Source organism: Spiroplasma endosymbiont of Asaphidion curtum (assembly GCF_964031085.1).
GTDB lineage: Bacteria > Bacillota_I > Bacilli_A > Mycoplasmatales > Nriv7 > Nriv7.
Window position 1 is genome coordinate 274,045 of the sequence record NZ_OZ035001.1, and the last position, 13,417, is coordinate 287,461.

Sequence of the window (13,417 nt, forward strand, 5' to 3'; positions counted from 1 at the left end):
CTAAAATAAACTTAGCATCATGAAATTTTTATATGAGATTTTTTGCAATTTTATTTACTTGCACTTACAAGTATAATTCAGCTTTTTTAAAAAAGATAGGATATAATTAAACGAAGGAGGTTTTTATATAATGAGAAATTCTAATTTTGCATTTCGCCGTTTTTTTATAATTTTTGCTAATGTTTTTGTGTTTATTGGCGCGTTCTTTGTGTTAACAATGATTGCTTTTTATACAAATGCAACATTAAGAAATCAGATTACGGAGTTAACAGCCTATGATAATAATTTTCGTATGGTAATTACTAGTGTTATAAATAAGGGTTATTTTCCAGTTATGGCATTAATTATTTATATGGGAGCAATGCAATTAATTTATAGTGCTTTAATTATTAAATGAGCAATATCACTTAATGATGAGCAATTTATTAAACATCGTTGATTAATTTTAGTTTATAGTTTTTTTAATATGACATTTTTTACTGGATTTATGTTACTTTCATTAAATCAAAAAAGAATTGAGACTGGTATTAAAGCGAAAAGAAAAATGGCATTACATGAATCAAGCGTTTTTGCTTTATCAGGTGCGATGTTAATAATTTTTACTGTTGCTTTACTATTGACAAAAAATCTTAATAGTGAAATTGACAATATAAAACAAACCTTTGTTATTACTTTAAGTATTGCTGGGGTATTCTTATTATTTGGGGTGATGGGTTTATTGTCAATTAGTAAATTAAAAAATGTTAATTTACCAGATAGTAATTCCTTACAAAATGTGCCAGTAAAATCGTTTAATGATCAGTTTGCTAAGTTAATGATTGGTTTTAGTATTATTTTTATATTAGTTAAAATGCTTATTGTTCTTGTAATTAATACTATTGGTTATTTAAGTCAAATGTTTAGTAGTGAAAACCGTGGATTCTTTAGTAATATTAGAGCAACGATAAATTTAATTTTTATGTATACTATTATTTATCAAGTATTTCAAGCATTACTTCAAAAAGATGATCAACCACTAGTAATTGATTTATCAAATATTGATACTAAAAGACAACACCAACGGTTTTAGTTAATTTATTATTTAATAATTTTCAAAACTTCTTCTTATTCTTAATTAAGAAGGAGTTTTTATTTAGGTGTGGTGTAATATTATTAATTTTGAATTTTCTTTCATTTTTTTTGCGTTATAATAGCAAATAGATAGAAGGAAGGAGACTTTTAATGCTTTATCAAAAAACTAAGAAGATTGTTAAACCACGAACAAATATTATTTTAATAGTTCTTGCAGGGTTAACAACTAAAATTAATAGTTTAAAGCAAACATTACCAAAAGAAAATATGATTTATTTTCAACAACATCGTGCCATTTTACCAACTTTACCACCATATAATATGGCTTCAATTTTAACAGGAGCGCCATTGGAATTTCATGGAGTTACTAATTGAGATAAAAATCGTTTGGTTACGGCAGTTTTGAATACTAAGTATAATATGTATCCAACAATTTTTTATACTATAAAAAAACAAAAGCCTGATTATAAATTAAGTGTAATTACTAGTTTTGATATGATTGAAAATATGTTGGAAAAATTTTTGTTAGATGAGTTTATTGTTAAAGATACCATTAGTTATGTTGATATTAATATTAATGAACATCAACTATTAACTATTTATGATGATGAAATGTATGATATTGGTATTAAACAAGGTTTCAATACTAATGAGTATGCTTCGCTATTGCAAGAAAAAGTTATTGCTATTAATGAAATGATTTTGAAAAATCCGCAATCAACAGTTATTATTACTTCAACATCTGGTGGATATCATCAAGGAGTTGAGAATCAAGGAGGATTAGATACGCGTGAATTAGTTATTCCTTTAAATATAATTGATAGTCATTTACAAGGTAAAACTCATAAAATTGTTAGACCAACTAGTAATGTTGATATTGCATCAATAATTGCTTATTTAATTGGGGTTGATTTAGTTCAAGCTTCAACTACTAATATTTATGAAGTTTTGCACAAGGTAGGAATAAAATATGTTGAATAATATTAAGCATATTGTTATTTTTGGGTCTGATGCTTATGGATCATATTTGCTAGAAGATAATCCAGGAAGTACTTTTAAAATGTTAATGGAAAAAGGGGCATATTCGTTAAATAGTCGGAGTGTTGTTCCTATTATGTCTAGTGTTAACTGAACATCATTATTATGTGGTACTGCTCCTAATTTTCATGGTCGTACGCAATGAGATTCTGAAACTGGTGATGCAAAAAGTGTTTATGATTATGTGAATAATAAAAATGTCCCTAGTATTTTTACATTATTTAAAAAACAAACTAATTTGAAAACAGCAGCTTTTTTTCGGTGATCGCAATTTCAATATATTTTAGATGTCAATTCATTAGATTATTGAAGTAATGTGATGGTTAAGGATGTTGATTCTTGAAAAGCAACTAAGAAAACTATTTGAATTAGTAGTAATGATAACATTAAACCTAATCAGATGATTATTGATGATTATTGTCAATATTTAATTGCTAAAAAACCAGAATTATCTTTTGTTTATGTTAATGAACCAGATACTGTTGGACATAAGATTGGTCATCAAACAACAGAAATTAAAGCAATGGCGTTGCAAGTTGATTTGTGAGTTAAACAGGTTTTAGAAACGATTAGTCATATTCCAGAAATGAAAGATAATACATTATTTGTTTTTATTGCTGATCATGGTGGTAAAGGTCAAGGTGATGATTGTCACGGTAATTTTAATGATTATGAGATTAAAGTACCAGTTTTCTTTTATGGTGCTGGTGTTAAAAATACAGGGCAATTTTTAGAACAAACTATTCAATATGATATTACAGCCACATTGGCTTGATTAATGGAGTTGGATAGTCCTGATTATTCACAAGGAAGGGTTATTTATTCACCATTTATTAGTTATCAAGAATATTATGAGGATGTGATATCGGAATGTTAATTATTGAACAAAAAGACTTAAATTTATTTCGAATTATGCATAATGATAAATGATTATATAAGGTTTTTTCTTTGCCAAAAGCATTGCAAATTGCTAAAGAATATCAAAAGAAAATTAATAAATCGCTAACAATTAAAATAATTTTACAAAATCAATAATTAGTAAGCAAATAGTATTAATAAATTATATATTTTGAAAGTAGCTGATTAAAAGCTCATAGAAAATTTTGGTAATAGTACTCTTTACTAAGAGTACTATTTTATTTGCTTTTAATTAATTTATAATTAAAAATAAGATATTACTTTAATTTATGCCAAATTGTAAAGTTAAGTGCAACTAAATTATTTTTCTAACCAAATATTCGATTGGTGAAAGATAATTTAGTATTTTTCTTGGTCTTTGGTTTAAAGACAATATAAATTTATGAACTGCATTTTTAGTAGTATTTGAAAAATTAAATTTTTTAGGAAATTTTTCTCTAATTAAACCATTAGTATTTTCATTAGTACCTCTTTGTCAAGGCGAATACGCATTAGCAAAATAAATTTTCACATTTAAATTTTTTTCAAGTTGTTGTCAATTAGAAAATTCTTTACCCCTATCAAATGTTATAGTCTTAACAAGATTATTTGGAAGAATTGATAAATAATGGCTAATGTTTTCGTTAACAACTTTAGTAGTTCTATTTTCAACTAACATTGCTAAAGTAAATCTTGATGTTCTTTCAACTAAAGTTATTAAACATGATTTACTTTTACCTCGTGATGATACTACAGTATCACCTTCTCAATGACCAACAGTTATACGATTATTAACATTAATATTTCGTTCTTTAATTGATTTACCATTAAATTTACCGCGATTTTCTTGAGATTTTCGTTTCTTACCTTTTCTTCTTAAATTTTTATTAGTAACTTTTTCAAGTAATCCAGAATAAATTCAATTGTAAATTGTTTTAAAACTAATAATTCATTCTTTATGAAAATTTTTAATTCTGCCATAAATTTGTTCAGGCGATCAACCTAATAGTAATTTTTGTTGTACATATTTTACTAATTCTCTATTTTTAAACTTATGAAAATAAACATGTGATTGTTTTCTGTTTTCTGCTTTATTTTGTGCAATTAATGAAAAATAATGATTACTATCTTTATTTCTATTGACTTCTCGAATAATAGTACTAATACTTCGATTAAGATTTTTAGCTATTTCACTAATTTTTACTTTAAACTTCAATTGATTCTCAATATAAATTCTTTCATATATGCCAAGATGTTTGTAACCCATATAAAAACTCCTTGCTTTGTTTTTTCTAAAATAAACTTAGCATCATGAAATTTTTATATGAGATTTTTTGCAATTTTATTTACTTGCACTTACAAGTATAATTCAGCTTATAAGACTTGGTACATAACCTTTAATTTTATCTACTATTTTGATAATATTATTTTCTAGATGAAGCACAAATATTAGATAAATACAAAGACGAAAATGAATTTTATAGTCTAATAGGCATAAAATATAAAACTTTCATGAAAATGGTAGAAATTTTAAAAGAAGCTGAAGCTAAACAAAAAAATGGTGGTAGACCAAATAAATTATCAATAGAGCAAAGATTATTTATGACTTTAGAATACTGAAAAGAATATAGTACATATCGTATTATTGCAAAAAATATAATATTAGTCATGTTAGTTGTATTCGTAATATCTTTTGAGTTGAAAATACTCTAATAAAAAATAGTCACTTTCATATACCTGGCAAAAAGATATTATTGGGAAATAAGGGTACTAAATAATAATAATAATTTATTAGCAATTGATGCTACAGAAATTCCAATTGAAAGAATTAAAAAAACTAAAATTATTATTTTCTGGTAAGAAAAGGCAACATTCATTAAAATCGCAAATAATTATTGATTTATTTAACAATAAAATTATTTCAGTAGATTTTTGTTATGGCAGTATTCATGATTATAAGTTATTTTTAAAATCAAATACACTTATAAATCCAAAATTAGAATTAATTGCTGATTCAGGATATCAAGGTTTGCAAAATGTTCATAAAAATACATTATTGCCAATTAAAAAGAGTAAAAATAATCCTTTAAATCCAGATAAAAAGGAATATAATAGCTTTTTAAGTAAAGTTAGAATTGCCATTGAACATGTTTTTGCTAGATTAAAAAGATTTAAAATACTAGTTTATCGTTATCGCAATAAGATTAGAAGATTTGGATTACGATTTAACTTAATTTCAGGAATATATAATTTTGAATTAAGCTAGTTATAGTTATGTACCAAGTCTATAGTAAAATTAATAGAGATTAACAATTAATAGGAGGAAAATATGGTGTATCAAAAAGAATACCAAAAATGATTAAATAATAATGATTTAGAACCACAATTAAGAAAACAATTAATTGCAATGAATGAAAAAGAAATTATTGATGCTTTTAGTAATTCATTAAGTTTTGGCACAGCAGGAATTCGTGGGGTTATTGGTCCTGGCATTGCAAGAATGAATATTTATAATATTAGGAAAGCAACAATTGCTTTTATTCAATATTTACAAAAACATTATGAAATGGATGAATTACAAAAAGGAATTGTTATTGCTCATGATAATCGTCATTATTCATTAGAATTTAGTCAAGAAGTAGCTAATATTTTTACTAGTTATAGTATTCCCGTATACTTATTTACTAATAATGATTTACGACCGACACCATTATTGTCATATAGTGTGAGAAAATTAAATGCTTTAGCTGGAGCCGTAATTACTGCTAGTCATAATCCACCAGAATATAATGGCTTTAAAATTTATGATGAAAATGGTTGTCAATTTTTACCAGTTGTTACTGATGAAGTTGGTAATAATATGGAAAATATTGCTATTGAGGATGTCTTTAAACTAATAAAACCAATCCAAAAACAATTAATAAAAACTGTTCCGATTTTTGTTGAAGAAGAATATATTAAAGATGTTAAAGCATTACAATTTTATCCTCATGAACAAAAGAATATTAAGATAGTTTTTTCTAATCAACATGGTACTAGTCGTGATTGAGTAATGAATGTTTTACAAAGTAGTAATTATGAAGTAATTCCTGTTAAAGAACAATGAGATTTTGATCCTAATTTTAGTAATACACCATCACCTAATCCTGAAGTTGCTGAATCTTTTACATTAGCTATTAAATATGCTAAAAAAAATAATGCTGACTTAATTATTATTAATGACCCTGATAGTGACAGAATTGGTATTGCAGTTTTACATCATAACGAGTATAGTTTATTAAATGGTAATGAAACAGCACCAATTTTGTTAGAATACTTATTGAGTCATTATCAACAGCAAAAAATTATGCCATCTAATCCAGTAATGTATAATACTTTTGTTACTGGTCATTTAAGTGATTTGGTAGCAAAATCTTATGGTTGTGAAGTTATTAAAACATTAACTGGTTTTAAATGAATTGGTAACGAAATGGCAAAAGAAAAGACACGGAATATAAATTTTGTTTTTGGTTTTGAAGAAGCATATGGTTATGTTGTTAAAGATTTAACTCGTGATAAAGATGGTATTGCTGCAGCAATGGTTGTTGCTGAGGCTTGCAATTATTATCGCCAACAAAATAAGTCATTGGTAGATGTTTTAGAAGATATTTATCAAAAATATGGGTATTTTTACTTTAATACTGTTAATGTTGTTTTAAAAGGTACTAGTGGGCAAAAAGCGATTAAGACGATTTTAGCAAAGTTAAGAAAATATTCAATTGTTAGTTTAAATAATATTAAATTAGAAAAAAAAGAAGATTATTTGCAAGGTTTATATAACATGCCACCCCAAGATTTATTAAAATTTTATTTTAATGATGGTTCTTGATTGGCGATAAGAGCTAGTGGTACTGAACCAAAAATTAAATTTTATTTTGTTTGTGTTGATAAATCAGTAAAAGCAGCAAAAATAAAAATGGAATTAATGTTTTCCGATTTAGAAAAAAATTATTTACATTTAAAGAAAGGGAAATTAGATGATTAAAGATTTAAAAGCAAATAGTAATGTTCTTGATAAATTCTTAGTTGAAAAAGTTAATCAAGGAACAGCAAGTAATGGAGCAACATATTTAACAGTAACTTTAAAAGATAAAACAGGACTTATTGAAGCCCGTTTATGAAATTCACAACGCGAAGATGTAATTAAATTACAAGCAGGAGTAATTGTTGAAATTAATGGTTTAGTTTCAGAATATCAAAGAAATTTACAAGTTAAAATTAATAATTATAAAATTATTCCTTTACAAGAAGCAGATCTTAATTTATTTGTTAAAAGTGCTCCAGTTAGTGAAAGTTTAATGTGGGAACAAATTAATAAATTTATTGGAGAGATTAAAAATAATGTTTGAAAACAAATTGTTGAAGAAATTTTAAAGACGCAACAAGCTCGTTTTAAAATTTCTCAAGCAGCGGTTAGACATCATCATAATATTCATTCGGGATTAATGTGACATACACTAACAATGTTACAAACAGCAAAAGCAATTTGTGAAATTTATAATGATCGTAAAATTAATAAAAGTTTATTATATGCGGGAATTATTTTACATGATATGGGAAAAACTAAGGAATTACAAGGCGATTTAACAGTTGAATATAGCTTGCAAGGTAAACTAGTAGGTCATATTTCAATTATGGCTGGTGAAATTGCTATCATTGGCGAGAAATTACAATTAGATATGCAACAAGTAGTTTTATTACAACATATGGTTTTAGCAAGTCACGGTAAAAATGAATATGGTTCTCCAGTTTTACCACAAATTATGGAAGCAGAAATTTTGCATCATATTGATAATTTAGATGCAAGAATTTATGCGATTGATAGTGGTTTAGAACAAATTGAAAATGAATCTTTTTCACAACGCATCGGAGGATTAGAAAATCGTAGTTTTTATCGTCACAATTATTTTGACAATGAAAAGTAAATAGTTATTAAAAAAGAATTCCTAATAAATCTAGGAATTCTTTTTTAATTAATCTTAAGTTTTTTTTGCAATGTTGTTAGTTTTTTACTATCAACAACGATTTGATTTTTTGGTAATTGTAAACCACTGTTGGAAGAATATTTAGGGATAATATGTAAATGATAATGTTCAATAGTTTGTCCAACAAGAATACCATTATTAGAAATAAAATTAATTGCTGAAGTATTGAGTTGAATTTCAATTCGTTTAGCTACTTTTTTAGCAGTAATATTAACAAAAGAAATGATTTCATCATTAGTATTAATAAAATTTGTACTATGAATTTTAGGAACTACTAGGGTATGTCCTTTGTCAACGGGCATAATGTCTAAAAAAGCAATTGTATGTTCATCTTCATAAATTATATAACTAGGAATTTGGTGCAAAATAATTTTGCAAAATAAACAAGATTGTTCATTCATTTAATAGTCCTCCTTGTTTTAAAAAAGAGAACAGTTAACTGTTCTCTTTTTTTGTAAATTAATCATCTTCTTCATCTTGGAAATAAGTAGATAAATCTTCTCATATTTTTTTATTGTAAATATTTTTCTTAGTTACAATGTATTTTGTATATAAATATTGAGCAGCATTCTTTTTTAAATTATCATCTTTGGAAATTGTAAATAATAATTCATTAATTAATGATGCTTTTTTATTATTGGGAAGAGTTTGCATTCCAGTATTATTGCGTTCGCTATTTTTTTTAGTTCCAGTTTTATTAGTATTATTTTTTCACTCAAATTCTATCCCTTTATCAATTTTATAACCTTTAAACAAATCAGTGACAAAAATTGGCAGGACATAAATTTTAGATACATAACGGCGGTCTTCAGTATAAAATTTATTTATTTCAAAATTATTAGGAGTTTTAGTACTAGCAAAACCAACAATTTGTCTTTCTTTCACTTGCTCTTTATAAAAATCTTCCATTGTGTTATCACCATAAGGATTATTATCATTACCATAAGCAACAAAACCACGAAAACCGGCCATATTAAATATTGGATCAAAAATTGTTTTGACTTCATTATTATTAGGTTTAAATTTATTTTTGAAATCAGTATCTGGAATTAACATAACATCATCGTTAGGTAAATTTGCTTCATTTTCCTTTTTAACTTTTACTTCTCAAACCATTTTTATTTTACTATCTCAAACATTACCTGAATCAAATGTTTGTACACTTTTAGGAACAGTTCAACTTATTGGCAATGAATAATTACCATCTTTTTTTAATTCAAAAATCCGATCTTGTAATCAAGTCATTGTCATTAAATTATCAAGAATAGTAGGTTTAATTTGTGCATTATAGTAATCAGCAAATCGTTCACGGACTTTAACTTTATAATTTATAGTTTCATTGTTGCCACTTGTGATTTCGGCTGTCATTAAGTCATCAATGCTTGGTTGAATTGTATTAGTATAGGCTTCATCTTTTTCTTCATCTCAAGTTCCTAAAATATGTCATTCGGCTGACTGCTTAATGTCGTATCCTTGTTTAGTAACTGTTGCTTCTAAGAAACTATTATTTAATCTTGCTTTTAAGTATTCTTGATATAATTTATCACCTGCTATTTGGTTTCAAAGGTTATCAAATTGTTGCAAATAATCGGTAATTTCTGTCTCAGATAAGTTTTCAATTTTTTTGCCTCGCATTTTCGCATATATCGTAACAAATTCATTGCGAGCAATAATCTCTTTAATAGCATTAAAACCATATTCACTAATCTTACCTTTAAATTTATCAAATAGTGCTTTTCCAGTAATATTATTTTTATCGGTTATTTGTAATAATTTAATAAATTGTTCTTCTTGAGTTTTTTCAGATATATTAGTATCAATGCGGTCTTTAGATTTACTACAAGCAATAACAGTTACAATAGGAGATGAAGATATTAAAATTGTACTTGTGAAACTGACTAATTTCTTTAGTATTTGCATCTTAATGTTTCTCCTTTTCTAATTTTAATCAATAGTTATTAATTTCTGTTGATGAATAAAGGTTCCCTTTCCCTTTAATAGTTCATAAGTTATCTTTATTATTCATAAAGTTATCATTAATAATTGTATTAACATCAATTAATGCTCCAATAGTTTTATTTTTATTGAAAGGAATCTTATTAATGGCATCATTTTCATCATTTAGATTTTTACTTAAAATATTAATTTTAGTTCCTAACAGTGAAGAACGAGAAGTTTTAAATATTTTACCTAAAATAGCAGTTCATTTATCTTGGTCAGATTCAATATATTCTTTATATCATTCATTATTTGGTTTATCATCATCTCTTTCTAATCACGCCATCATATTTCAAAATCAAAATCATCAGTTTTCATTATTATCAATATTATTTTGGGAAAAATCAGTATAAGTTTTAATTTCATTCAAAGGATTAAAACCAGAACTTTCACTTTGAGGATTATCATCAACGCGTTTTTTAAATTCATCAAATAAATATTGTAAATAGGGAGTTTTAGCAAGACGCATATTTACAGGTGAAGTTATTGCCGGATATTTGCCGTCACTTTCTTGATTTTCGCCAATATCACCATCAGCATCATAACCTTTTCGTAACTTGTCATAACCATTAATTTTAATAAAACGCACTTCATTCGTATCAGCAATAAAAACAACTTTATCAGTACCAATTTTAATTTTTTTAAAAATAATATTTTTGTTGCTATCTTTTCGTTCATCATTTAAATCCTTTAAAAGGGCATCAAAGTTAGTTGGAATACTTCCACCATCATTACCATCGTATGCTAAATCGTAAGTCGCTGCTTTAAACATTGGACTAAATTTATCATTAGAACTATCTAAAGTTAATAAATTAGGTAATTGACCAAAGGTTGTTTTGTTATTATCGCTATATAAACCAGCCAATTGCTCAAAAGATTTAGTTTTAGCATCATTTAAAAAATCATTAATATTTTTTAAATTCTTATTTTCATCAAAATCTTTTGTTTCAATACCATCTTCTAAACCATTTTTGTCTTTACCATCATATTTAAAATTAATTTGAGAAACTAATAACGGTTTTAAATTAAAGTATCATTGTTCAGCAATAAATTTTTGTTCTTTACTTAATTTATTTGATTGTTGAGCATCGGGGTTCATTATTACCTTATTGTTCTCATCAAATTTAACAAGATTTTCTAGCTTGATAGCAAAAGTATTGAAAAGACTTTCAATTTTTTCTTTTAATTCATTATTATTATTAAGTTCATATGCTTTTCTTAACGCTCGGTTCCGAGTTTCGGTTTCGGTTTTACTACCATATCATAAATAAATGTTAAAATTATCACCATCGCTGTTGATTTTCTTTATTAAATCATTGGCAATTCTTTTAATTTGCTCCATACTATAGCGATCATAATCAATTTGAAAGTCATTAATAAATTTTTTTCGAAAAGTTTCATAAACATTATTGGGAGTAGAATTATCTAATAATAAGTGATCTTTAAATCCTTCTGCACCGCCTCATTTTTTATATTCTTTAGCTTCTTCTTTGGTTTTATTATTTCCTCATTGTTTATGTAAAGTTCCTTCAATATAAGTATTTAAATTGGTCATCATATTATCGTAACTTTTTTTAAATATCGGATCATTTTTTTTGCTTTTAAGAACAGATAGTTGTAAGCGTTTAGTAAACTCAACAAATTGTTCTTTTTTAATTTCATTATTGTTAATGAAATTATTGAAAAGTTGATCAATTGTAATGCGATCTAATTTTCCTGAAAAATAATCTAATCCTTTAAATTTTAATGTTGGAAGGTCAAGAAGTACTTGCGAACCATCATCACCAATAAATTCTCATTTATTGGAGCAAGCTGCTGATGTCAATATTGGACTTATTGATAACACCAAAGCAAATGGAAAAACTATCTTTTTCTTCATTAATCTCAATCACTCCTTAAATATTAGTTTTCATAAAATATTTAATTTTACAATACATATTATACACTATATAGTAAAAATGTAATTTCTAAAATACGGGTAGGTTGCGTTTAGTTTTCTTAGGTATTGCTTTGAAGAAGTAAAACAATCAGCTAATTATATTATTTAATTACTAAACTAACCCTGCCTTTCTTGTTATTGTCATTTTTATTCTTTACTATTTTATCATATTATTGAATTTTTACACAATAGACTTGGTACATAACTATAACATTTTGCACCTACCAAACTATAAAATTCATTTTCGTCTTTGTATTTATCTAACATTTGTACTTCACCTAGGAAATAATATTAGACTTCTTGCATTACTTATTAAAATAATTACAAATTATTTGTAAATAAAAAATACTATATAGTAATTTCTAACTTTTATTAGGTTAATACTTATGGATTTTATTAAATGTGTAAATTTTGACACAACAAAAAATTATTTTATTAGACTTCTTGCATTACTTATTAAAATAATTACAAATTATTTGTAAATAAAAAATACTATATAGTAATTTCTAACTTTTATTAGGTTAATACTTATGGATTTTATTAAATGTGTAAATTTTGACACAACAAAAAATTATTTTATTATTTAAATTTAATTTTAAATAAATATTTTATGTTATCTATAATTGCAAATTATAAATTGAAGCAATTAAATTAAATCTTAAACTAAATCGTTTTCTACGATTACGATATTTTTCAGTAATAATTTTAAATTTTTTAAGAATAGCAAAAATATTTTCAATAATAATTCTCATTTTTGAAATTAATTTATTATTATGTTTTTGTTCTTTATTTAAAGGGTTTTTCTTTGTTTTTTTCTTAGGTATTAGAACATTACTATGAATTTTTTGTATTCCTTGATAACCATTATCAACTATTAATTTAGTATTTTTTAAAATTGGGATTTTTGATTCTTTAAATAAACAAAAATCATGCTTTTTACCGAGAGAAAAATTTGTTGCAATAATTATTTTGCTTTCTTTTTCAATAATTACTTGTGTTTTAATAGTGTGTTTTTTCTTTTTTCCTGAATAAGATTGTTTTTGTCTTTTTTGGGCGTTGAATGGGTGTTTCTGTAGCATCAATAATAATTGTTTTATCATTAAAATAATCATTTATTAATGCTTTTTTACCAGCAAGTTGTTGAAAATCAGGATGTTTGATTAAAATATCTTCAATTCACTTGATATTTCGATAACAACTAGCTTCACTAATATCAAAACTTTTACCAAGATGAAAATAAGTACGATATTCTCGTCAATATGATAAAGTCATCAATAATCTATTTTCTAATGATAATTTATTATTTTTACCACCTCTTTTAAACTTTTTTAACTCAGCTTCTTTTAAAATATTTAACATTTTATTAAAAGTACTTTGCTTTATTCCAGTTAATCGTAATAATTCTTTATCATTAATAAAATTAAATTTATCAAATTTCATAATCTTAAAT

General features: G+C 25.2%; 13 protein-coding genes. 8 read left to right on the forward strand and 5 right to left on the reverse strand.

Going from position 1 to position 13,417, the window contains the following annotated elements:
* Nucleotides 1–130 precede the first annotated feature (130 nt).
* The 4 genes from AAHJ00_RS01685 (at nt 131) to AAHJ00_RS01700 (ending at nt 3,144) form a co-directional block, all read left to right on the forward strand.
* The gene (locus tag AAHJ00_RS01685; protein ID WP_342224293.1) at nt 131–1,069 is read left to right on the forward strand and encodes a hypothetical protein; all 939 of its coding nucleotides are present in this window, start codon (nt 131–133) and stop codon (nt 1,067–1,069) included.
* 152 nt (nt 1,070–1,221) lie between these two features.
* Nucleotides 1,222–2,052: a hypothetical protein gene (locus AAHJ00_RS01690; RefSeq protein WP_342224294.1), complete on the forward strand. Its 831-nt coding sequence runs from the start codon at nt 1,222–1,224 to the stop codon at nt 2,050–2,052.
* Nucleotides 2,045–2,986: an alkaline phosphatase gene (locus AAHJ00_RS01695; RefSeq protein WP_342224295.1), complete on the forward strand. Its 942-nt coding sequence runs from the start codon at nt 2,045–2,047 to the stop codon at nt 2,984–2,986. The genes AAHJ00_RS01690 and AAHJ00_RS01695 overlap by 8 nt, the downstream gene beginning before the upstream one ends.
* Before the next feature lie 35 nt (nt 2,987–3,021).
* Nucleotides 3,022–3,144, forward strand: a complete 123-nt coding sequence (locus AAHJ00_RS01700) for a hypothetical protein (protein ID WP_342224296.1) — start codon at nt 3,022–3,024, stop codon at nt 3,142–3,144.
* Nucleotides 3,145–3,322: 178 nt separating this feature from the next.
* Here the strand turns inward: AAHJ00_RS01700 and AAHJ00_RS01705 are convergent, their stop codons facing one another.
* The gene (locus AAHJ00_RS01705) at nt 3,323–4,273 is read right to left on the reverse strand and encodes an IS30 family transposase (RefSeq protein ID WP_342223478.1); all 951 of its coding nucleotides are present in this window, start codon (nt 4,271–4,273) and stop codon (nt 3,323–3,325) included.
* A 245-nt stretch (nt 4,274–4,518) separates the two neighbouring features.
* On the opposite strand from AAHJ00_RS01705, the gene AAHJ00_RS01710 reads away from it, so the two are divergent.
* The 4 genes from AAHJ00_RS01710 to AAHJ00_RS01725 all read left to right on the forward strand — a co-directional run bounded on the left by AAHJ00_RS01710 (nt 4,519) and on the right by AAHJ00_RS01725 (nt 7,970).
* Nucleotides 4,519–4,719 (forward strand): transposase family protein, encoded by a 201-nt coding sequence (locus AAHJ00_RS01710; protein ID WP_342224297.1) that lies wholly within the window; start codon nt 4,519–4,521, stop codon nt 4,717–4,719.
* A gap of 88 nt (nt 4,720–4,807) precedes the next feature.
* Nucleotides 4,808–5,272, forward strand: a complete 465-nt coding sequence (locus tag AAHJ00_RS01715) for a transposase family protein (RefSeq protein ID WP_342224298.1) — start codon at nt 4,808–4,810, stop codon at nt 5,270–5,272.
* Between the two features lie 63 nt (nt 5,273–5,335).
* Nucleotides 5,336–7,030, forward strand: coding sequence for a phospho-sugar mutase (locus tag AAHJ00_RS01720; protein WP_425288863.1), 1,695 nt, complete (start codon nt 5,336–5,338; stop codon nt 7,028–7,030).
* On the forward strand, nt 7,023–7,970 hold the full coding sequence (locus AAHJ00_RS01725; RefSeq protein WP_342224300.1) for a 3'-5' exoribonuclease YhaM family protein: 948 nt from the start codon (nt 7,023–7,025) through the stop codon (nt 7,968–7,970). Before AAHJ00_RS01720 ends, AAHJ00_RS01725 begins: the two co-directional genes overlap by 8 nt.
* 44 nt (nt 7,971–8,014) lie before the next feature.
* Here the strand turns inward: AAHJ00_RS01725 and AAHJ00_RS01730 are convergent, their stop codons facing one another.
* The 4 genes from AAHJ00_RS01730 to AAHJ00_RS01745 all read right to left on the reverse strand — a co-directional run bounded on the left by AAHJ00_RS01730 (nt 8,015) and on the right by AAHJ00_RS01745 (nt 13,407).
* Nucleotides 8,015–8,431 (reverse strand): HIT family protein, encoded by a 417-nt coding sequence (locus AAHJ00_RS01730; protein WP_342224301.1) that lies wholly within the window; start codon nt 8,429–8,431, stop codon nt 8,015–8,017.
* A 58-nt stretch (nt 8,432–8,489) separates the two neighbouring features.
* Nucleotides 8,490–9,950 (reverse strand): hypothetical protein, encoded by a 1,461-nt coding sequence (locus AAHJ00_RS01735; protein ID WP_342224302.1) that lies wholly within the window; start codon nt 9,948–9,950, stop codon nt 8,490–8,492.
* 1 nt (nt 9,951) lies between these two features.
* On the reverse strand, nt 9,952–11,907 hold the full coding sequence (locus AAHJ00_RS01740; protein ID WP_342224303.1) for a hypothetical protein: 1,956 nt from the start codon (nt 11,905–11,907) through the stop codon (nt 9,952–9,954).
* Between the two features lie 677 nt (nt 11,908–12,584).
* Nucleotides 12,585–13,407 (reverse strand): IS5 family transposase gene (locus AAHJ00_RS01745; RefSeq protein ID WP_342223496.1). Its coding sequence is split into 2 segments (ribosomal slippage): nt 12,585–13,011 and nt 13,010–13,407, totalling 825 coding nucleotides; the frame shifts between segments, so codons are not numbered across the junction.
* Between the last annotated feature and the right edge of the window lie 10 nt (nt 13,408–13,417).